At 39.3% G+C, this 22196-nt stretch carries 22 protein-coding genes; 14 read left to right on the top strand and 8 right to left on the bottom strand.

Annotated elements, in window-relative coordinates; all coding sequences use genetic code 11:
• The first annotated feature begins 10 nt into the window (after positions 1-10).
• Positions 11-3451, top strand: coding sequence for a pyruvate carboxylase (gene pyc / locus ACQKEV_RS06020; RefSeq protein ID WP_427444325.1), 3441 nt, complete (start codon positions 11-13; stop codon positions 3449-3451).
• A 122-nt stretch (positions 3452-3573) separates the two neighbouring features.
• Here pyc and ACQKEV_RS06025 read toward each other — a convergent pair whose 3' ends face one another.
• Complete coding sequence (locus ACQKEV_RS06025) at positions 3574-4494, bottom strand: COX15/CtaA family protein (protein ID WP_427444328.1); 921 nt, start codon at positions 4492-4494, stop codon at positions 3574-3576.
• Positions 4495-4815: 321 nt separating this feature from the next.
• Here ACQKEV_RS06025 and cyoE point away from each other — a divergent pair, with 321 nt between their 5' ends.
• The 7 genes from cyoE (at position 4816) to ACQKEV_RS06060 (ending at position 11462) form a co-directional block, all read left to right on the top strand.
• Complete coding sequence (gene cyoE, locus ACQKEV_RS06030) at positions 4816-5733, top strand: heme o synthase (protein ID WP_427444330.1); 918 nt, start codon at positions 4816-4818, stop codon at positions 5731-5733.
• A 100-nt stretch (positions 5734-5833) separates the two neighbouring features.
• The gene (coxB, locus tag ACQKEV_RS06035; protein WP_427444333.1) at positions 5834-6919 is read left to right on the top strand and encodes a cytochrome c oxidase subunit II; all 1086 of its coding nucleotides are present in this window, start codon (positions 5834-5836) and stop codon (positions 6917-6919) included.
• 34 nt (positions 6920-6953) lie between these two features.
• Positions 6954-8819 carry a cytochrome c oxidase subunit I gene (ctaD, locus tag ACQKEV_RS06040; protein ID WP_427444336.1) on the top strand — a complete coding sequence of 622 codons (1866 nt, stop codon included), beginning with the start codon at positions 6954-6956 and terminating at the stop codon, positions 8817-8819.
• Complete coding sequence (locus ACQKEV_RS06045; protein ID WP_427444339.1) at positions 8819-9445, top strand: cytochrome (ubi)quinol oxidase subunit III; 627 nt, start codon at positions 8819-8821, stop codon at positions 9443-9445. The genes ctaD and ACQKEV_RS06045 overlap by 1 nt, the downstream gene beginning before the upstream one ends.
• A gap of 1 nt (position 9446) precedes the next feature.
• Positions 9447-9779, top strand: coding sequence for a cytochrome c oxidase subunit IVB (gene ctaF, locus ACQKEV_RS06050; RefSeq protein WP_269925531.1), 333 nt, complete (start codon positions 9447-9449; stop codon positions 9777-9779).
• Positions 9780-10046: 267 nt separating this feature from the next.
• Positions 10047-10961 carry a cytochrome c oxidase assembly factor CtaG gene (gene ctaG / locus ACQKEV_RS06055; RefSeq protein ID WP_427444342.1) on the top strand — a complete coding sequence of 305 codons (915 nt, stop codon included), beginning with the start codon at positions 10047-10049 and terminating at the stop codon, positions 10959-10961.
• 39 nt (positions 10962-11000) lie between these two features.
• On the top strand, positions 11001-11462 hold the full coding sequence (locus ACQKEV_RS06060) for a DUF420 domain-containing protein (protein ID WP_427444345.1): 462 nt from the start codon (positions 11001-11003) through the stop codon (positions 11460-11462).
• Between the two features lie 45 nt (positions 11463-11507).
• Here the strand turns inward: ACQKEV_RS06060 and ytvI are convergent, their stop codons facing one another.
• Positions 11508-12566: a sporulation integral membrane protein YtvI gene (ytvI, locus tag ACQKEV_RS06065; protein WP_427444346.1), complete on the bottom strand. Its 1059-nt coding sequence runs from the start codon at positions 12564-12566 to the stop codon at positions 11508-11510.
• 104 nt (positions 12567-12670) lie between these two features.
• Positions 12671-13036, bottom strand: a complete 366-nt coding sequence (locus tag ACQKEV_RS06070; protein WP_427444347.1) for a YugN family protein — start codon at positions 13034-13036, stop codon at positions 12671-12673.
• Between the two features lie 151 nt (positions 13037-13187).
• Here ACQKEV_RS06070 and ACQKEV_RS06075 point away from each other — a divergent pair, with 151 nt between their 5' ends.
• Complete coding sequence (locus ACQKEV_RS06075) at positions 13188-14264, top strand: CAP domain-containing protein (RefSeq protein ID WP_427444348.1); 1077 nt, start codon at positions 13188-13190, stop codon at positions 14262-14264.
• On the opposite strand, the gene ACQKEV_RS06080 is transcribed toward ACQKEV_RS06075, so the two are convergent.
• Positions 14258-15001, bottom strand: a complete 744-nt coding sequence (locus tag ACQKEV_RS06080; RefSeq protein WP_427444350.1) for an aspartate kinase — start codon at positions 14999-15001, stop codon at positions 14258-14260. The two genes, ACQKEV_RS06075 and ACQKEV_RS06080, sit on opposite strands and share 7 nt — an antisense overlap.
• Before the next feature lie 112 nt (positions 15002-15113).
• On the opposite strand from ACQKEV_RS06080, the gene ACQKEV_RS06085 reads away from it, so the two are divergent.
• Complete coding sequence (locus ACQKEV_RS06085) at positions 15114-16589, top strand: UDP-N-acetylmuramoyl-L-alanyl-D-glutamate--2,6-diaminopimelate ligase (RefSeq protein WP_427444352.1); 1476 nt, start codon at positions 15114-15116, stop codon at positions 16587-16589.
• On the opposite strand, the gene ACQKEV_RS06090 is transcribed toward ACQKEV_RS06085, so the two are convergent.
• Complete coding sequence (locus ACQKEV_RS06090) at positions 16560-17048, bottom strand: PaaI family thioesterase (protein WP_427444355.1); 489 nt, start codon at positions 17046-17048, stop codon at positions 16560-16562. The two genes, ACQKEV_RS06085 and ACQKEV_RS06090, sit on opposite strands and share 30 nt — an antisense overlap.
• 87 nt (positions 17049-17135) lie before the next feature.
• Between ACQKEV_RS06090 and ACQKEV_RS06095 the strand changes: the two genes are divergently transcribed.
• Positions 17136-17585: a YlbF family regulator gene (locus ACQKEV_RS06095; RefSeq protein ID WP_427444357.1), complete on the top strand. Its 450-nt coding sequence runs from the start codon at positions 17136-17138 to the stop codon at positions 17583-17585.
• Between the two features lie 84 nt (positions 17586-17669).
• Here ACQKEV_RS06095 and ACQKEV_RS06100 read toward each other — a convergent pair whose 3' ends face one another.
• The gene (locus ACQKEV_RS06100; RefSeq protein WP_427444359.1) at positions 17670-18578 is read right to left on the bottom strand and encodes a glycerophosphodiester phosphodiesterase; all 909 of its coding nucleotides are present in this window, start codon (positions 18576-18578) and stop codon (positions 17670-17672) included.
• Positions 18579-18708: 130 nt separating this feature from the next.
• Between ACQKEV_RS06100 and ACQKEV_RS06105 the strand changes: the two genes are divergently transcribed.
• A complete protein-coding gene (locus ACQKEV_RS06105) occupies positions 18709-18981 on the top strand; it encodes a YlbG family protein (protein WP_269925520.1) in 273 nt (90 codons plus the stop codon).
• Between the two features lies 1 nt (position 18982).
• Here ACQKEV_RS06105 and ACQKEV_RS06110 read toward each other — a convergent pair whose 3' ends face one another.
• Positions 18983-19372: a DUF7147 family protein gene (locus tag ACQKEV_RS06110; protein WP_427444362.1), complete on the bottom strand. Its 390-nt coding sequence runs from the start codon at positions 19370-19372 to the stop codon at positions 18983-18985.
• A gap of 117 nt (positions 19373-19489) precedes the next feature.
• On the opposite strand from ACQKEV_RS06110, the gene rsmD reads away from it, so the two are divergent.
• Both rsmD and coaD read left to right on the top strand, forming a co-directional pair.
• Positions 19490-20059 carry a 16S rRNA (guanine(966)-N(2))-methyltransferase RsmD gene (gene rsmD / locus ACQKEV_RS06115; RefSeq protein ID WP_427444365.1) on the top strand — a complete coding sequence of 190 codons (570 nt, stop codon included), beginning with the start codon at positions 19490-19492 and terminating at the stop codon, positions 20057-20059.
• Positions 20052-20537, top strand: a complete 486-nt coding sequence (coaD, locus tag ACQKEV_RS06120; RefSeq protein ID WP_427444368.1) for a pantetheine-phosphate adenylyltransferase — start codon at positions 20052-20054, stop codon at positions 20535-20537. The genes rsmD and coaD overlap by 8 nt, the downstream gene beginning before the upstream one ends.
• A 693-nt stretch (positions 20538-21230) precedes the next feature.
• Here the strand turns inward: coaD and ACQKEV_RS06125 are convergent.
• Complete coding sequence (locus ACQKEV_RS06125; protein ID WP_427457762.1) at positions 21231-22085, bottom strand: hypothetical protein; 855 nt, start codon at positions 22083-22085, stop codon at positions 21231-21233.
• Positions 22086-22196 lie beyond the last annotated feature (111 nt).

Raw genomic sequence — 22196 nt, forward strand, 5'->3', positions numbered from 1 at the left:
GTGTCGTCTTATGAAAACGATTCAGAAGATATTAGTAGCTAACCGCGGAGAAATTGCTATTCGCATTTTCCGTGCTTGTACCGAATTAAACTTGCGTACCGTATCGATTTATTCGAGAGAAGATAATGGTTCATTTCATCGATACAAAGCAGACGAATCGTATTTAGTAGGAGATGGAAAAAAGCCGATTGATGCCTATTTAGACATCGAAGGCATTTTGCAGATTGCAAAAACTAGTGGAGCAGACGCAATTCATCCTGGCTATGGATTTTTGTCTGAGAACGTGGATTTTGCAAGACGTTGTGAAGAGGAAGGAATCATTTTTATCGGTCCTACTTCAACCCATTTGGACATGTTTGGAGACAAAGTTAAAGCACGAGAACAAGCTGTTCTCGCAGGCATACCTGTAATACCAGGTAGTGATGGCCCTGTGCAATCCGTTCAGGAAGTAAAAGAATTTGGGGAAGCCAATGGATATCCTTTAATGATTAAAGCATCGCTAGGTGGTGGCGGTCGTGGGATGCGCGTGGTTCCTACTGCGGCAGACTTGGAATCCGCTTATGAACGGGCGAAATCAGAAGCGAAAGCCGCTTTTGGATCAGATGAAGTATATGTAGAGAAATTTGTGGACAAACCGAAACACATTGAAGTTCAAATTTTAGGGGATAAGCATGGTAATTTGGTTCATTTGTATGAACGTGATTGCTCGATTCAGCGTAGACATCAAAAAGTCGTTGAAATCGCCCCATCCAATTCCATATCAAAAGAATTGCGTGATCGCATTTGTGATGCAGCAGTTCAATTAATGAATAATGTACAGTACATAAATGCCGGAACAGTTGAATTTTTAGTAGCAGGAGATGAGTTTTACTTCATCGAAGTGAATCCGAGAATTCAAGTGGAACATACGATTACCGAGATGATTACTGGAATCGATATCGTCCACACACAAATTCACATAGCCGATGGTTCGTTTTTGTATGATGAAGAAATCGGCATGCCGGCACAACAAGACATTCCGTTATTCGGGTTTGCCATTCAATCACGAGTAACAACCGAGGACCCATTAAATCAGTTTATGCCGGATACCGGTAAATTAATGGTCTACCGCTCAGGTGGAGGATTTGGTGTTCGTCTAGATGCTGGTAATGGGTTCCAGGGGGCAGTTATTTCCCCATACTATGACTCACTACTTGTCAAAGTATCAACTTGGGGGAAAACGTTTAAAGAAGCAGCAGCTAAAATGGATCGTAACTTACAGGAATTCCGTATCCGTGGCATTAAAACGAATATTCCATTCTTAGAAAACGTAGTAAAACATAAAGATTTCATTACTGGAAATTTCAATACGAGCTTTATTGATTCCACACCGGAATTATTCCTGTTTCCAACCCGTAAAGACCGAGGGACAAAGCTACTTAACTATATTGGGAACGTAACAGTGAATGGTTTCCCTGGAATCGAAAAAGCATCAAAACCAGTGTTTATCATGCCGAGAAAACCGCAGATTGATTTGCTTACTCCTCCGACAGCCGGAACAAAACAAATTCTGACTGAGCGTGGTGCTGATGGTCTGGTTAAGTGGATTCATGAACAAAAAGACGTGTTGGTGACGGACACTACTTTCCGTGATGCACATCAATCTTTACTTGCTACTCGCGTACGTTCACATGACATGTATGAAATTGCAGAGCAGTCTGCGAGAGCCATGCATGATGCATTTTCTTTTGAAATGTGGGGCGGTGCAACATTTGACGTTGCCTACCGATTCCTGAAAGAAAACCCATGGGATCGTCTCATTAAAATGCGAGAAATGATTCCGAATGTGTTGCTGCAGATGCTGATTCGAGGGGCAAATGCCGTGGGTTATAAAAACTACCCGGACAACGTAATCCGTGAATTTGTACAGACATCAGCGGAAGCAGGAATTGATGTTTTCCGTGTATTTGATAGTTTAAACTGGATCAAAGGGATGGAAGTTGCCATAGATGCAACGAGACAATCAGGCAAAATAGCGGAAGCGGCAATTTGTTATACAGGTGATATATTAGACGACAGCCGTGACAAATATACAGTTACTTATTACAAAGAAATGGCAAAAGAATTGGAAGCTGCAGGTGCACATATTTTAGCGATTAAAGATATGGCTGGTTTGCTGAAACCTGAAGCCGCGTATCGATTAATTTCAGAATTAAAAGACACGGTTTCACTGCCGATTCATTTGCACACGCATGATACAAGCGGCAACGGAATTTACTTGTACGGCAGAGCAATAGATGCTGGTGTGGATATTGTTGACACGGCTTTAGGAACGATGGCAGGTCTGACATCCCAACCAAGCACAAATACGCTAGCATATGCGTTAAAAGGCAGTAAACGTGAAGTGCGAACTGATATTAAAGCATTGGAGCAACTTTCACACTACTGGGAAGATGTTCGCAAATACTACCAGGATTTCGAATCTGGTATGATGAGTCCACATTCTGAAATATACGTTCATGAAATGCCAGGTGGCCAATACTCCAATTTACAGCAACAAGCGAAAGCAGTTGGCTTGGGTGAACGCTTTGAAGAAGTAAAAGAAATGTATTCGACTGTAAACTTAATGTTTGGTGATGTTGTAAAAGTTACGCCTTCATCAAAAGTTGTCGGAGATATGGCGCTCTTCATGGTTCAAAATGATTTAACGGAAGAAACAGTACTGACTCGTGGACAAACGATCGATTTCCCTGATTCAGTTATCGAGTTCTTCCAAGGATATATTGGGCAGCCGTACGGTGGGTTCCCTAAAGAATTGCAAAAAGTGATTTTAAAAGGACGCGAAGCGATTACAGTTCGTCCTGGAGAATTATTAGAACCTGTCGATTTCGAGCAGCTTAAAGAAGAGCTATTCCATAAATTAAGTCGTCCTGTCACAATTCATGAGGTACTGGCATATGCATTGTATCCAAAAGTGTTTGATGAATTTTCGGACATGGTCAAGAAATTTGGTGATGTTTCTGTATTGGATACGCCAACATTCTTATACGGCATGCGCTTAGGCGAAGAAATTGAAGTTGAGATAGAGAAAGGCAAAACTTTACTTGTAAAACTGGTATCGATTAGCCAACCTCAATCTGACGGAAATCGCGTCCTTTATTTCGAGTTGAATGGACAGCCTAGGGAAGTTATTATTCAGGATATGACGATTGAATCGGATATTACGCAAAAACCGAAAGCAGACGTTTCAAATCCAGATCATATTGGTGCTACGATGCCAGGAACGGTATTGAAAGTAGTGATAGATAAAGGAAGTCGAGTGAAACGCCGTGACCATTTGCTTATCACAGAAGCGATGAAAATGGAAACTACTGTCCAGGCTCCTTACGACGGTTTGGTGAAAGAAATTCATGTAACTAGCGGCTCTTCTATTACAACGGGCGACTTGTTGATTGAAATGGAAAAAGTTTAAATTGAGATTTATGGCATCAGTTAGACCTGTAATGGTCGAAACTGATGCTTTTTTTGGCTTTAACCGTCGAAATTATCGATTATGCATAAAAAAGCAGTTCCGCATGAACGCGGAAACTGCTTTTAGCTGACTGTTTTTTTGTTCCGGCTTCGAGAAAGGAGCAAAATCATATAACATAATAACCCAAAGAGTAGAGTGATGAGCAATGAATGAACTAAAGCGAAGTATAAGTTAAGCTTCGTGAGTACCACGAGCATACCTGCTATGACCTGAAGCGAAACGATAACAAATGCAATGATCCATCCATAATACAATACTCGTTGATCTTTATAATGCTTGAATGCATGCCATGCGATTGTTGCAATCCAAATGAAAATTAATCCAGCCGCCGCACGATGACCCATTTGTACCCACTCGTAGAGGTTCATAGGTAAAGAGAAATCTCCATTGCGGCACATTGGCCATTCCGCACAGATTAAACCAGAATCTGTATGACGGACGAGGGCGCCTGTGTAAACAACAACATATGAGTAAAGGGCAACTCCGATTGTATGCCACTTCAGTTTCTTTCCAATCCGAAGCTTGTCGGCATCAAATTTACGATCAACTTCAAAAACCAGAAGTGTTAATAACAAAACGGAAGCAAAAGATAACAAGGAAATACCAAAATGCAACGCTAATATAAAGTCACCTTGCCCCCATAAAACTTGAGCTGCTCCGATAAGGGCTTGTAAAATCAAGAAAAACATCGCCATAAAAGCTAAAAATTTGGTTTCACGTATATGCCCCATTGCTTTCCATGACCAAATGGATAAGACCAGAATGAGAAAACCTACCGAGCCCGTAACGACACGGTGAGAAAATTCAATTAAAACTTCTGTCGTGATTTTGTCGGGAATTAGCTCTCCATTGCATCCAGGCCAATGTCTGCCGCAACCCATTCCACTCTCTGTCTTCGTCACAAGCGCTCCACCAAGAAGGATGAGCAACATGCCGATAGTAGAAGCAACAGCAAACCACTTTAAGTATTTACTTTGTTGCATGAATGACACCTACTTTGTCTATACTGATCGCGAAAATGCGATACCTGCTTGTTTGATAATAGCTAAGAACATGATAAAAAACAATGTTAAACCGATAAACAACAACAGTAAGGATACCCATTTCACAAATTGTTCATAAAAAATTCTCTTTCCATTCACAAAACTTTTTATAAAATGCTTTACTATAGATATGTTGTGTCACATTGACAGGAAACCGCTGTGGCTTTTTATCGAATTTCAACTTAATTATAGAATTAAGAGAAGTTTTTCGATATAGTAAGGGTAGCGGAATATGCTTACAACTTTGAAAGGGGGAGTTTCATGTCAAACGGTCGCGCGATCACTGCAAGAACTGATGCGGATCTTGAAACAACATCATTTGTTAAAGACTTTCTTGCATTGATTAAGATTGGAATTGTAAACTCAAACCTTGTGACAACGTTTACAGGATTGTGGTTGGCTTTTCAATTTTCCAACCGTCACTTTTTAGATGAACTAGACTTAATGATTTATACTCTTATCGGTGCAGCGTTGATAATTGCTGGTTCAGCCGCAATGAACAACTTCATCGATCAAGATATAGATCCAATTATGGCAAGAACAAAATCTAGGCCAACTGTGACTGGACGGTTTAAACCGACTGCCGTATTGTCCGTTGCTCTATCCTTCATGGTTGTTGGTGAGATTTTGTTATTTATGGCATCGGTTTCAGCTGGTGTATGGGGACTTGCTGGTATTATCAGTTATGTTGTCCTATATACCATGTGGTCAAAAAGAAGACATGTGAGCAATACAATTGTTGGGAGTATTTCAGGGGCTATTCCTCCAGTAATCGGATGGGCAGCAGTTGAACCTACACTTGGATGGGGCGCACTTTCATTATTCCTCATCATGTTCGCGTGGCAGCCTCCTCACTTTTATGCACTTGCTATGAAACGAACGGAAGAATATCGTGCAGCAGGCATTCCGATGTTGCCGGTTATTAAAGGATTTGCACATACAAAGCGCTCCATGCTGCTTTGGATTTTAGTTCTTTTCCCTCTTCCATTCTTACTCATGGAACTTGGAACATGGTTCCTTGTGCTTGCAACTGTGCTTAATATTGGATGGCTTGTACTTGCACTAAAAGGCTTTAAAGCGGAAGATGATTTAAAATGGGCAAAAGGCATGTTTATTTATTCTTTAAATTACATGACCATCATTTTTGTTTCCATGATTATTTTCTCGATTTTTAGCTAAACTATCGGGATTCTTTCTGTGAATATAGAATTCATATAGAATGGAACCACAGTCCGATTTACACATGAATACAACTACGAAAGAGGGGTTTGATTAAGCTATGATGAAAGGGATCAAAAAGTGGCGTCTCTTTTCACTGCTGACAGCTCTAATGGTCTTTTTGTCTGGATGCGGTGAAGAACATTTATCTACACTTACTCCAGCAGGACAAGTCGGTAGAGATCAATTGGATTTAATGGTGCTTTCAACAGCAATCATGGTACTTGTAATTATTGTGGTAATGATTGTTTATATTCTTGCAATCGTCAAGTTCCGTCGTTCTAAAGTGGGCGAAAATGTAATTCCGAAGCAAGTAGAAGGAAGTCACAAGTTAGAACTTATTTGGACTATTGTCCCGATTATTTTACTATTAATTTTGACAGTTCCTACTGTAGTCTCTACATATAAATTGGCAGATGTCAGTGGTATGGATAAAGTTAATGCAAAAGGTGACAAAACAGCAGTAACGGTAAACGTTAAAGCAAATCTATACTGGTGGGAATTTGAGTATCCTGATTTAGGAATCGTTACAGCTCAAGAACTAGTTGTACCAACGCAAGAGAAAGTTTACTTTAACCTTAAAGCAGCCGATGTAAAACACTCATTCTGGATTCCAGCAGCTGGTGGTAAATTGGATAATAACGTTGATAACCTCAACAAATTCTATTTAACATTCGATAACCCTTCAGAAAGTCTTCAAGATGGTGTGTTCTATGGTAAATGTGCAGAGCTTTGCGGTCCTTCACATGCATTAATGGACTTCAAAGTGAAATCTTTAGATCGTGAAGATTTCGATGCTTGGGTTGCTGACATGAAAGCTTCTAAAGAAGAAACACCAGAAGGTGACGTTGCTCAGCAAGGTCAGGAAATCTTCAACACTAGCTGTATTGCTTGTCATGCTGTTTCAGGTGCAGGTTCAACTGGTGGGGTAGGTCCTAACTTAGCAACATTCGGCGATCGTAATCGAGTAGCTGGATTCATGGAGCATACACCGGAAAAAATAAAATCATGGATTAATAATCCAGAAGAACACAAACCTGGAAACTTAATGCCACAACCGAAAGAAATCAATAATGGCAAGGATTTCACAGATCAAGAGCTCACAGCTCTGACAGAATACTTAATGGGACTATCTGTAGAAGATTAATCTTCTACAGAATGACAAGAAGGAGGTTAAAGTTGTGAGTTCAATCGCACAGAAAAAAGGCTTTGGTGCCACTCTTTGGGACTATTTAACAACAGTCGATCATAAGAAAATTGCCATCCTTTACCTCATTACCGGTGGATTCTTCTTTATCGTCGGCGGTATCGAGGCTATGCTTATTCGTATACAACTTGCACAACCTGACAATGATTTTGTGAGTGCAGGTATGTTTAATCAAATTATCACAATGCATGGTACGACCATGATATTCCTGGCTGCCATGCCGTTGTTATTAGGCTTTATGAATGCAGTTATGCCACTACAAATTGGTGCGCGTGATGTTGCTTTCCCATTCTTAAACTCTTTAGGTTTCTGGTTATTCTTCTTCGGGGGAGTATTCCTTAACTTATCTTGGTTCATGGGAGGAGCACCTGATGCAGGATGGACTTCATATGCATCACTATCATTAGCTTCACCAGGACACGGGATTGACTTTTATGCATTGGGTCTATTCATTTCTGGTTTCGGTACATTAATCGGAGGGATTAACTTCCTTGTTACGATTATCAACATGCGTGCACCGGGTATGACTTATATGCGTATGCCATTGTTCACTTGGACAACTTTCGTGGCATCTGCATTAATTCTATTCGCTTTCCCTCCATTGACTGTAGGGATTTTATTCATGATTGTAGACCGTATGTTCGGAGGTAATTTCTTTGACCATACAATGGGTGGTAATACAATTATCTGGGAACATTTATTCTGGATTTTCGGACATCCTGAAGTATACATCTTGATTTTACCGGCTTTCGGTATCTTCTCAGAAATTTTCCCTACATTCGCACGTAAGCGATTGTTTGGTTACTCAGCTATGGTTTTTGCAACTGTATTAATCGGTTTCTTAGGCTTCATGGTTTGGGCGCATCATATGTTTACAGTAGGTATGGGACCAACTGCTAACGCAATTTTTGCTGTTGCTACAATGGCAATTGCCGTTCCGACAGGTGTTAAAATATTTAACTGGTTACTTACAATGTGGGGCGGAAGTATCGTCTTTACTACTCCTATGCTTTATGCGGTTGGGTTCATCCCATCTTTCGTAGCAGGTGGTGTAACGGGGATCATGCAAGCAGCTGCACCTCTTGATTATCAATTACACGATTCATACTTTATTGTTGCTCACTTCCACTACGTTATTGTAGGTGGGGTAGTACTTGGATTATTAGCTGGCTTACATTTCTACTGGCCGTTAATGTTCAACACGATGTTAAATGAAAAACTTGGTAAAATTACGTTCTGGTTATTCTTCATTGGTTTCCATTTAACGTTCTTTATCCAACATTTCTTAGGTTTACTAGGGATGCCACGTCGTGTATTCACATACGTTGCAGATCAAGGATGGGACACTTATAACATGATCAGTTCAATTGGTGCTATTTTCATGGCAGCAGGTGTAATTGTTCTAGTGGTTAACATCATCATGACAATCATTAAAAACGAAAAAGTTGGTCGTGATCCGTGGGGTGATGGTCGTACTTTAGAATGGGCTGTTCCACAACCTGTGCCTTTCTACAACTTTAAACAAACACCATTAGTGCGTGGTCTAGATACATTCTGGATTGAAAAACAAGAAGGAAATAAAGAAGGTATGACTTACGCAGAGCCTGTTGGCGATATCCATATGCCTAACAATTCATTTGTTCCTGTTGTCATTTCTTTTGGTCTATTCGTAGCTGCATTTGGTGCTTTATACAATGGCGAAAAATCTTGGGCATTGCCTGTCATTCTCTTAGGATTAGGAATTACATTTGCTTCAATGATCTACCGTTCATTAAAAGATGACCATGGATATCATGTTCATAAAGAAGATTTAGTGGATGAAAAAGGGGGTAAACACTAATGGACTTAAATACTAAGTACACCCCACAGTCTTGGCCGGATCACCCGGAAAATTCCACATTAGAAGGTAAAAACAAATTCGTAGGATTTTGGCTTTTCCTTGGTGGAGAAACTGTAACTTTTGCAAGTTTGTTTGCAACTTACCTTGCTCTTAAGAACAAGGGACCAAGTGGTATGGAATTCACGACACAAGGTTTGTTTGAATTACCGTTAGTATTTATCATGACAATGTTACTTTTGACCTCGTCTTTAACGAGTGTTTATGCAATGTATCATATGAAAAACTATAACTTCAAAGCGATGCAAGCTTGGTTGATGGTAACTGTATTACTTGGTGCTGCATTCCTAGGCTTTGAAATTTATGAGTTTAAACATTATGTACATGAAGGATTTACTTACGGTCAAAGTGCTTTCAGTTCAGCTTTCTTTACGCTAGTTGGAATACACGGAGCTCACGTCTTGGTTGGACTAGGATGGATTACCCTTCTTATGGTTCGAAATGCGAAGCGTGGCTTGAATCTTTACAACGCTCCTAAATTCTATTTGGCATCTCTATACTGGCACTTTATTGACGTAGTTTGGGTATTTATCTTCACGGTAGTATACTTGATGGGAGTGATGGGTTAAGATGGCACACGATGTACACACTCATGTAAAATCTCAAACCGAGTATGAGTATAAACGTCGCCGTTCTGCAAATGAAATGCGTGGACAATTGACAACGTTTGCGATTATGATTTTCTTAACTTTGATCGCATTTACGGCAGTTTATGCTGGTTTCTCTCCAAACTTAGTTGTACCAATCATTTTGTTATTAGCTGTAATTCAAGTTATTTTACAACTGTATTACTTCATGCACATGAGCCACAAGGGACATGAAACTGCATCTATGTTTTTGTACAGTGGTGTAATTGTAGGTTTAATTACAGTCTTGACGTTCGTAACAATTGTTTGGTGGTAATTTAACATCGAAATGAGCGAGGAAAGTTTTATCTTTCCCCGCTCGTTTTTTTTATGGCTAGGTGTCTCAGCGAAACATGCGGCTAGCGCAAATAAACTACATAATCATTTGTGCCTTTTATAAATCGTAAATCTAATAATTTACATACGTAAATCGTTTTCTATTGAAATTCAGGCTATTTGATTATATTGTTCATAGTTCGTTCATTGAAGTTATGGATGATGGGATTTATAATGAGGTTACTGAAGAAAAAAGGAGCGATAAACGATGCCTTTAAGTATATTTGGATTTCAAGCGTTATGGAGTCCGTTTTTTATATTATCCACGTTACTAGTCATTGGTCTATATTTTTTTATCACTTCAAAAAAGCAGCATTGGTTTGAAGATACTCAACCCGTTACCAAAAAGGAAATTACAGCGTTTGTCAGTGCCATGCTTTTGCTTTATGCAGTGAAAGGATCACCTGTAGATTTAATGGGTCATATTCTATTCTCAGTTCACATGGCACAAATGGCTCTATTATTAATGTTAGTTCCTCCATTGTTAATTGTAGGACTTCCGAGCTGGATTTGGCAAAAAATCATCAGAATGCGATATATCCAATCTACGTTCAGATTCCTTACCAAACCTTTGTTGGCTCTAATTGTGTTCAGTGGAATGTTTTCTATCTATCACATCCCACTTGTTTTTGATACGATTAAACAAAATGAACTATACCACACCATTTTCACTATCATTTTGTTCTTGTCAGCCATTCTATTATGGTGGCCAATCATGAATAAATTAAAGGGTGAACACCAAGTTCATGGTTTGGGTAAAATTGGGTACATCATAGGTAGCGCCATTTTAATTACACCTGCTTGCGCATTGATCATCTTTGCGAGTCATCCGATGTATGACACTTATTCGAATGGAGACGCTTGGTTAAAAGCGATGGAGCTATGTGTTCCTTCATCCACATTATCTGGGTTAACTTTGTCCGGTCCTGAACTATTTTCGAATATGCCCATAATGGAAGACCAACAATTAGGTGGAATAATTATGAAGATTATTCAAGAAATCATTTATGGAGTTATATTAGCAATTGTATTTTTCCAGTGGTACCGTTCAGAACAGGAAAATGCTGATGAAATTACTCAACAAGCGTTATTGGATCGCCAAGCATATGCAGCAAACAAATAATCAACTTTCATAAATAGGTGAGTGTTAGGAGAAAATGAAATGAATCCACTTGTATTGCCGACCATCAGTACGTTTTTTATTGTATTAAGTGCCGTTCTTGTTGCGATTGGCTGGGCTTTGATCAAACAAAGAAAAATTGAAGCACATAAGAAAACAATGTTTGCAGCTGCGATTGCTGCACTGACCTTCTTCATTATTTATGTATCTAGAACATTGTTTATAGGGAACACAGCATTTGGTGGACCCGAAGAATATAAAATTTTCTATACAACATTTTTAGTCTTCCATATCATTCTTGCGACCACAGGTGCTGTTTTCGGACTAGTTACCATCTGGTCGGGGTATAAGGATAATTTACAGAGACACCGCAAACTAGGTCCAATTACAAGTGTTATCTGGTTCTTCACTGCTATCACAGGGGTAATGGTCTATTTATTGCTTTATATCATTTACAATGGTGGGGAAACTACTTCTGTATTCAAAGCAATTCTAGGATTTTAATATAAAAAATGCCAATCACCATTTTATATGGGCGATTGGCATTTTTTATAGTTTAAAATTCGTTTTAATAATCCCAGCTTCTTTCGCGGTAGTAAAAATGATAACGACAAATGGACCAATGATCAATCCAAGGAATCCAAATATTTGTAAACCGATAAACATCGCAATTAATGTAGCTAGTGGGGAAAGTCCAATTTGTGAGCCCATTAACTTAGGTTCTACTGCACGACGGATGACAAGTAATACCAATGCAAGGATCGCTAGTTTTGTTCCCATAGCGACGTCTCCAATGATAAATTGGTATATGGACCATGGACCGACAATGGCAATTGAACCTAAAATCGGAATAATATCGATAATCCAAATAACGATAGACATAATGATGGCATATTCTGGGGCAATAAATAATAGACCGATAAAACTACCTACAAGAATAAATAGACTCGCGAGTAGTTGTGCTTTCATAAACCCAAAGATCACCGAGTTTAATCGTGAAGTCATAAAACGAACTTTTTCAGCAGTTGCAGGTGTTAGATGGCGAAAGACCATTTTCTTTAAATCCGTCAAGTCTAACATAAACAGGAATAACGTGATTATGTATACGATAAAACTGACTAAGAAATTAGGTATCCCTGTGAGCAACTTACTGATGCTATCGTAGCTTACAATCCCCAGTATGGCTTCCTGCATGAGGTTTAAAAATTCATCTAATTCATTCTTGATTGAAGAGACCACTTCGATAGGCATACCCTGAGTAAAACTGAATAATTTGCTTTGTACATTCATCCATGACAATGACAGGGTATTGAAGTAATCAGGTGCGATTTTAGTCAATTGTATGATTTGACCGACCAATTGTGTAATCGTGAAATACAAAGTGGCAGTAATGATTAATAAGAATAAAATGAAAACGGTAATAACAGCTGTTTTTCGATTCCATTTAAACTTATCTTTACTCCATTTAACTAGAGGTTCAAGTAAAAAAGCAGTCAGTAAAGCTAAAAGAATAGGTATAGCCAGCGGGAGTACAAAGGTTAGAAAGAGGATAAGCAGTAAAATCAATAAAGCAATAATTAAAAATTTCTTATTCATCCATTTGGGCATCAGCAACACCTCATTTTTCCATATTGTATAAGTATAGACAACAAAGGCACATTTGAAAAGCTATAGAAAAAACGCCGAAGAAATAAAATTCTTCGGCGTTTCTATTATGCGCGAATTTCAAAAGCAGTGATATCTGCTTTAACAGCAGCCAATGTTTGCTGACAAGATTTAACCAAATGTGCTGGGAAGACTTCTTGATCTCCATATTCAACACCATGTGGGAAATAGTGCTTTCCTACAACTGGTTTCATCAAAGTAATGATTGCATCGTGAGCGCCGACATCGCCATCTTTAGTGAAGCCGAAAATACGTAAATAGAATGTGCCTTCTTTAATTTCGTATTTTTTGTCATACGTTACACGTTCGTAATCCCATTGTCCTTCACGTACAAGACCATGATTTAACATAATTTCATCTAATAATTCTAAATCAGCTGCTGTATTTTCAATACCTGTGTTTTCAAAATACATAAAATCGTCCTCCTTATACATGCTTTACCCTAAGTAACGCGTTCCATTTTATAATAGTGCAATTTTGCATCTGTTGCAATGACAACATTGTGTCAATACGCTTTGCACTGATATAATAGACTCATCATTTTCCTAATGAGGAGTTGTCTTATTGAAAGTATTGGTTCGAATCTTAATATTATTAGCAATTATCATGACTGTCATTTTTTATTCCGACCAAACTGTTCAAGAAAATGATTTATTGGAAGCTCCAGGTCCTAAGGGTCAAGCCTTGCCGCAGGAAAACTTAATAGCCCCTTCCGGGAAAGACTCAATTCCCCGACCCGAAAAAGGGCTCTCGACGCTTATTGGACAACACACAGAAAAAATGGTGAATTCATATGGGGAACCTGACCGAATCGAGCCTTCCGCATTCGGTTATGAATGGTGGGTTTATAACAAGGCATTCGATTCATATATGATGGTAGGCGTTAACGGGGATACCATTAATCAAGTATACATTGCAGGAGAGAGCCTGGATGCCTCCCCTTATCAAGTTGGGCAATCCATAGATGATTTATACCGCTTTACAATAATTGAATCGGAAATAACCGTGCAAATTGATTCGAATGTCTATACATTCACAATCAATGATCAAGATATGAAAAACCGATTATTAATAAAGTTTAATGGGCTATTTGCGCAAATTTATGTGGATGAAGAAGATCGGGAGGTAGAAGCTATCCGTTTTACCGATCCCAAGACACTCGTTCTCCATCAACCATATGAAATGACATACAAGGGAGACTACTTAGCCTCTGAGGTACCTTCAACAACATTGCAACAATCTATTAATGAAACAAATGAACGTCAGATTTTGGAGCTGACCAATGTATATCGTTCTCGACACTCCGTTAGAACGGTCATAGAAGATGTCTCTCTCGGTTTAGTTGCAAGTAAACATAGTGAAGATATGGCGTTGCAAAATTATTTCTCACATGAGTCACCGGAATACGGTGATTTGGAAGACCGTTTGGAAGAGGCGCAAATCGTTTATGACAGTGCCGCTGAAAATCTAGCAGCAAACTATTATGATTCAGCAGAAGTAGTTCACGGTTGGTTGAATTCTGCAGATCATAGGGAAGTGTTGTTAAGAGAAGATTTTACACATCTCGGCGTTGGAACGTTTGGAAAATACTATACCCAAAACTTTGTGAAAAGACAGAGGGACCGTAGAGAAGATCAATGAACATGGGAGTTTATCCATGTGCCTTCTTCAGATGAACCGAATGGACGAATATGCAGTGGTATGTGGTGCTTAGCCGCCATGTCCACTGCTTTTTTTTGTATTAGTGGATGTTTAGCAGTTTCACAAAGCTTTTGAAGCATTTGATAGGATACCTTGGATAATTTATGAACATTTTCAGTGTTTTTAGGGTCACCAGACATGACACCTGGTACATCTTTATAAAATTCGACAGCCTCAGCTTCAAATAACGAAGCCAGCACAATCGCGGTTAAATCACTGCCACCACGTCCAAGTGTTGTAAAACGATGGTCTGTCGTAATTCCTTGAAATCCTGGTACGATGACACAAGGCACATGCTGTAACAATTCTTCAATTACTTTTTTGGAGGTTTTAATTATGGAAGCATCCCCAAAGTGGTCATCTGTGTAGATACCGGCCTGAACGCCATAGGCTAATTGACAAGGAATTTGTTGCTTTAAACATTCCGCTGATAAAACGGAGGAGGCGAGTAGCTCTCCGCATATAGCAGCAACATCTTTTGATTCAGGTGCTATTTGAAACGCGTCTGTTAGTCGAATCAGCGTATCGGTGGAATAGGGATCACCATGACGCCCCATTGCTGAAACAACGACAAGAACCGATTTATATTTTGCTAAGCCTTCTTTAATATGTTGAATACATACTCCCCGCGATGCTGCGTCTCTCATCGCGATGCCTCCGAATTTCTGCACAATCATTAAACCCGCTCCTTATTAATCATGAGTGACATTTTCCCGCATGCTTACATACGATGAACGTACCTTGACTGTAATGTATTCGGTCAATTTCATTTTGTGTAGGAGGGGTACAATGACTTTGGTCATTGCCGATTTATTAAAAGATTGGCCATGTACTTGGTTACATGGATCATTTAATGAATTCATTAGTGGGGTTAAAGAAAATTCCAGAGAAGTTCAAGCTGGAGATGTTTTTGTTGTCATCAAAGGAAGGAATGCCGATGGTGCTACTTTTATAAAAGAGGCAATTGAAAAAGGGGCTGTCTGCATTATTGCAGAAGATCGCAAATATGAAGAAATGTGTGGAGAGGTTGCATTTGGCATTGTGCCAAATACAAGAACCTTTCTTTCTCATGCATGTTCCCGTATATATGGCGATCCTTCAAAAAATATGCATGTGATAGCAGTAACTGGGACTAATGGCAAAACAACCGTCAGTCATTTGATTGGTCAAATTTTGACAATGCTTGGGTATCAAACTGCTGTAATTGGTACACTAGGACTGTTTGTAAATGGTTTACGTGTAGAAGAGAACGTTCCTTCGCTAACAACATGGTCAGCTCCTCATCTTCATCAAACCTTCGCTCGGCTGTTAAAAATGAACATCACACATGTAATAATTGAAGCTTCATCGATGGGATTGGCACAGCACCGGCTGGACCATTGCTCCATTGAACAAGGAGTCTTCTTAAATCTAGGGCATGATCATCTTGAAGATCATGAAGGCATTGAGGCCTATAAAAAAGCAAAATGCAAATTAATGGATTTAACCCAAAAGCTCGTAGTAAATGAAGATGATTCTTTTTGGTTGGAAAAAGGAAAACAATCTAAGAAAGAACTGAAGTGGTTTGGAGAAAAATACGTTCAACTGGAAGAAATCAAACCACTATCAATGAATGTGAAAGTATTTGATGAAGGAAATTGTAATCCCCATTCGGTGGAAGTTGGTTTTACCGGGATCTATAATCTATCAAATATAGCAGCTGCAATTGCGACTGTTCGTCAGATGGGCATTCCAATGTCATCAATTGTTCCAATCCTCCCCAACATCAATTTGCCCCTAGGAAGATTTCAATTTATCTTGAAAAAACCTTTTCAAGTTGTCATAGATTATGCACATACACCAGAAGCTCTGCAGCATCTTCTATCTTCAGCAGCTGCAATAACGGAAGGACGGTTACTTGTGGTATTCGGTTGTGGAGGAAATCGCGACCAAGCAAAACGAAGTGTCATGGGGGAGATTGCTTCACAATATGCAGACAGTGTTTGGGTAACATCAGATAATCCCCGGTCAGAAGATCCGCTGAAAATCTGCCAGCAAATCGTTGAGAATTTGCCGGAGACTTCGAGGATTCACATTGAAATAGATCGAGCGACTGCGATTGAAAAAGCGCTTCTTCATTGCATGCCGGGAGATTTGCTGTGTATAGCAGGTAAAGGTCATGAATCGACACAACACATTGGAGACCAAATTGTTCCTTTTTCAGATGAGCAAACCGTTCTTCAAAAATTATCGACTTTACCGGTTACGTGGAACTACGAAAAATGATCCATTACCAACGGCAAGTTTCTTGCCATTATCATCCGTGATTTCACCTGTAACCACCATTGTCTGACGGCCTTTGTGTGAAAACGTCGCATGTGCATGTAGATGCCCTTCCGTTGCTGTCGCTAAATAATTTATTGATAAATTCATTGTTACTGCAGCAAATTCTTCAGATAGTGAATGATTTGCGAGGACTCCCATTGCGGTATCTAGCATTACAGCCAAAATACCTCCGTGAGGGATATGAAGAGTATTATGAATATACGGAGTTATAGGAATGGATATCGTGCATGAATCATCACTTAATTTCTTTTCCATATGCAATGTGGCACCTAAATAAGTGGAAAGATCTCCGTTTTGCTTCTTCTCAAAGCCTTCCAACCATTTTGATAAAGTAGAGATATCTTCATGTGACGCTTGATTTAAGATATGTTCGAGCTGATTACGTACGGATTTTTTCATGTTGTTTCTCCTAACTTTTAGCAAATACAGGTCTTTTATTTTCTTTGTCTAATCTGTTATGATAGGTACAGATTGGAGGAATGTCCGATGATGATGACATCAGAATGGGCAAATATCATGGATGAAGGTGATAGTTTAACACAGATGATTTTATCCTCCGAGCAAGCAGAACGTTTCAAAGAAGCATATTTCGCCGTTTATACAGACGAATTATTAACAAGACAAATCGCTTCTTTTTCTCGTTTAAAAGAACAATATGAAGATGTTCAACGCTTCGGAAAGTATCATCCTGACTATCAACACGTGATGAAGTCAATTCGAGTACAAAAACGCGCACTTGATATGAATGAACGTGTCGCTAATTTAAAACTGGCTGAAAATGAATTGCAAGATTTGTTGGATGAAGTCAGCTTACTCATAGGCAAAACTGTATCTGAATCCGTCAAGGTCCCAGTAAGCAATCCGTTCTTCTCGGCTGCATCTTCTTGTAGTACCGGAAGTTGTGGAACTGGTGGTTCTTGTGGCTGTTCAGCTTAATATAAGATTGGATCTTAGTGTGCGACCGCACCTTTGAGACAGACATAACAAAAGGATGTGCGCGTAATGTGCACATCCTTTTTCTTATGCTAACCGATCAGCTAGTAAGGTAATCGCCAAATCAGGACGGTCTGTAACAATGCCTTTTGCACCTGATTTCAGTAGTCTCTCCATTATTTGAGGGTCATTAATTGTCCAGTAGTGTACAGGAACATTCAGTTTGGTCAGAAAGTTGATGAAACCTTCTCCATCAAGAGGGAAGATACCTGATTTCACAGGAATTTGAACGACGTCCGCACGAGGGTGATACAAATGTCCAAACTGACTAGTATAGGCAGAATAAGCTTTTCGGACTTCGTTTTCTCCTGCTCCTAGCGCAACTGTATTTTGTGCATACAAGTTGAACCGATCGATTTGTTCGTCATAGAAACTCGTCACAACAACACGGTTTTGAGCGCCAAGTTCTTCTATCAATCGCCATAATTTTGAAGGAATCAGACTGCCTTCATATGTTTCAGGAGAATCCTTCATATCGATATTGATCAACATTTGTGGGAATTCTTCAAACAACTCACGAAGGGTAATAATCGTTTCACCTTGTCCGCGGAACTCATATTCTTGCTGCGCATTAATAAACTGATAGCCCAGATCAAAAGCTTGGAGTTCTGACAGCGTCATATCTGCAATACGCCCGGCGCCATCAGTGGTACGATCTACATATTCGTCATGGAAAACCACGATTTCTTCATCTTTTGTCAATCGAATATCAATTTCGAATCCATGAACTCCTAGTTCAGCTGCTTTTTTGAAAGCGGCCATTGAGTTTTCTGGAGCAATTAAAGAACCACCACGATGTGCTAAAATAATCGGATGCTCATATTGAAGTGCTTCTTTATCTTCACGTTTTTGAGGTTTTGAGATGGCTTTTGAGCCTGCCCAAGCAGCAGCCCCAGCTGCAGCGATCGCGATTGCTACTTTCGTTTTCTTTCCCATGTCTAATTCCTCCTATAGGAAACTTGCTTTCCCCATTATAAAGGAAAGTATAGCAAACTGTCAGCTTCAAGCGGTTGCGAACGTTTTCTTCCATATGGTATTCTTTTAATTAAGAAAAGAGGGAACTCGCATGAATGAACGACAAGGATTAGTTGTATATGTACATCATTTAAAACAAGCGAAATCGCTAAGGAAATATGGACATGTTCAATATATTTCCCGAAAATTAAAGTATGTCGTAATGTATTGCGACCTTGATCAAATTGAAGCGATCTCAACGAAATTATTAAAACTCCCGTTTGTTAAAGAAGTCAGCCCGTCCTATAGACCGTTTGTCAAAACTGAATATGAAAATTCTAAACCGGACAAAGCCAAGGAATATGATTACAAAACGGGATTATAACCTAGCTTAAAGGCGGCAAAATGTGATGCAACCTAAATAACCCGATTAAATACTGATGGTATAAAGCGGGTTCTGCAAAATAAGATGAATGCTTAACTTCAAGACGGTGTGGGGAATAGTTTCTTTCCTGCAGCGTCTTTTCGACTAATTGGATACGTTTACTTGTTTTCACCGCCGAATATTCAATTCCTTCACGACAGAAATAGATGGGCGTGAATTTACTTTCATCTACAGGTTTCAATATAAGTGCAACGCTTAATTTTTTGACGTCTTTCGATACAGATGTCAAAATACATACACGGTGAAAACGGTGCTCATTTGTTTTTAATAACTCTAACCATTCATAAATATCGCTATAACCTTCTCCAAGTTCAATAAAGCGTTGAATCATGAGAAAATAACACATCCTTTCAATAGCCATCTTATCACGGCTTGTTCCGTGAAGCATATGTAAAAAAAGTCAGAAATGGCTATTTAATAACCGATGAATCGGAGTAGGAGGAACATCATGAGAGTAATTTCAGGAAAACAAAAAGGACTCCCTTTAAAAGCGGTGCCTGGTGCAGGTACACGACCAACAACTGATAAAGTGAAAGAATCTATTTTCAATATGATCGGTCCATACTTTGATGGAGGGCTTGCTGTGGATTTATTCGCAGGAAGTGGGGGACTCGGGATTGAATCGCTCAGTCGTGGTATAGAGACATGTATCTTTATTGAGAAAGACCCGCGTGCGATTCAAACGATTCATGAAAATCTAAAGAAATGCAAACTAGATGAACGTGCAGAGGTTTATAAGGCAGATGCGACTCGTGCAATTAAGGCGTTGGAAAAAAGACAAGCCCGAGTTGATTTACTGTTTTTAGATCCCCCTTATCAAAAAGTGGGCTATTATGAATTGGTTGAACAGTTCGTGGAAAAAAACTTATTGACTGATGATGCAATCATATTGTGTGAGCACGAAAAAGGCGTGGATTTGCCAAATACATATGGGTCATTTAGTCTAACAAGACAAGAACTTTATGGCAGTACTATTATTTCGATTTATCGACAGGAAGAAGGAAAACACCATGACTAAAATTGCAGTCGTTCCGGGAAGCTTTGATCCGGTTACATTCGGTCATTTAGATATTATTAAAAGAGGTGCTTCTGTATTTGACGAAATCCATGTTGTCGTATTAAATAATTCCTCAAAAAAGCCACTTTTTTCAATTGAAGAACGCATGGATTTAATTCGTGAAGTGACTGCGAAATTGCCGAATGTCCGAGTGGATTCTTTTTCTGGATTGCTTGTTGAATATGCTAAGAGTGTCAACGCTCATGCTATTGTACGTGGCTTGAGGGCTGTATCCGATTTTGAATATGAAATGCAAATCACGTCTATGAACCGTGTACTGGACGACAATATCGAAACATTCTTCATTATGACGAATAACCAATATTCATTTTTGAGTTCAAGCATTGTCAAGGAAGTGGCCAAATATGGTGGAGATATTTCCGAACTGGTGCCTAAGACTGTTGAAACAGCTCTGAAAATGAAATTCGGATTTGAATAAATCACGCATTTCTGCGTTTTTTCTTTAAAAGATAAGTAAACAATTTTAATAAACCATGAACCTAGCGTTCATGGTTTTTTAAAATTATAGGAAAGTATATAATTTTCAGTTCCATAACTCCAGTGTTTCAGATATTTTGGAGAAAAAGATTGGTTCAACAATACTGTTGATTTCCGTTCCAACGCTCTTTCATGTTTCGAAGCTAGCGTAGCGATGCAGAAACAGGCGGACGCGTTCCGCGGGCGAGGTCGAGCCTCCTCGGTCGCTACGCTTCCTGCGGGGTCTCAACTGTCTCGCTTTTCCCGCTGGAGTCGCCGCCTTCCACTACAATCAATGAAGTAAGTAATAACCGAGAAGAAGATTTAAATTAGCTTATTGCCAAGACATGATTAAGTTATTTTAGGTTATAACCAACCCCATCTATAGTTGATTGGAGCGCAGGTGGCGACTTCTGCGGGAATACCTTTTGCTGAAAAGCCTCGATGACGCCTGTAGCCAAGCCCACGCAAAGCGAAGTGGCGTTACCTGCCGATTATTTTGAATGATAATCAACAACAATATACATTTAGAAGATGCTAAGCCTTATATTCATTGGAGTTTTGGACCAATGTGAATAGAACCCCCGCGAACGCGATACCGTCACTTAAGTCTGAGGTTGCTTTACATTTATATTAAAGTGATCGCTAACGCTTTTTAGAAAAGTAATACATAACAACTGCCTACAAATAATAGAAAATGAATCAGTCGATATACGACATAAGGTCTTAATGAAAGTTTGGCTGTTTTCGCCAACACCATGATTTGCATATGTATACTTAAACCATTGAAAGAAAGAATGATGACGGCCAAAATTGGGAAAAAGGTCGACATATTAAACAACTGATGTGCAACTTCGAGCCCCGCAGTCATTTCAAAAAGCGAATAGATAAAAACGGTTGCTTGATGAGGAATCCCATTGAAAACCGTTCCCATGATTTCTCTGATAACAGTACTGATCGTCGTGAAGAAGACTACGGTTGTGGCAACCAAAAGTAGAATGGAAGCAGCTTGATGTATCCCTTCACTTAAAGGGGAGGTAACAGGCTTGGCGATGGCATCATTTTTAGAAATGGTTGGTAAAGGAACGAATATATGAAGAAAAACTAAAAATAATAAATTAATCGTATGTAAAATAACCATTAATAGAATGCCTGTGTTGGCAGATAATAAAAATTGGCTTCCAACCACGCCTACCACGAACATGGGGCTTGGTGCATGACAAATCCCAAGTAAATGACTTGCATGACGTTTACTAATCATGCTTGCTTGCGATAAGGTCGAAATAGTTGCAGCACCCGTGGGGAATCCACCAAACGCTCCAATTGCGTAAACTTTGATGCTGTTTCCAACATGGGACTGCCATTGATTTTTTTTGTACAGTTCATACAATAGCCATTGAGAAACCACTAAGTAAGGTAATAAATAAGGGAGCAGACGTTTTAGAAAAACTTGCAGTCCCATCTGAGCACCTTGATGGGCTATCCCTGGCATGAATATAAACAAAGTCATGAGAAACCAACATATGAATAAATTGGTCTTATGTAGCATGCGAAATTTCCCCGTTTCAACCGTTTTGTCAGAAGTAAAGTGAAAGTGCTACACTATGTATATGCAAAAAGA

The organism is Paenisporosarcina sp. NPDC076907, from assembly GCF_050269735.1.
Classification (GTDB): Bacteria; Bacillota; Bacilli; order Bacillales_A; family Planococcaceae; genus Paenisporosarcina.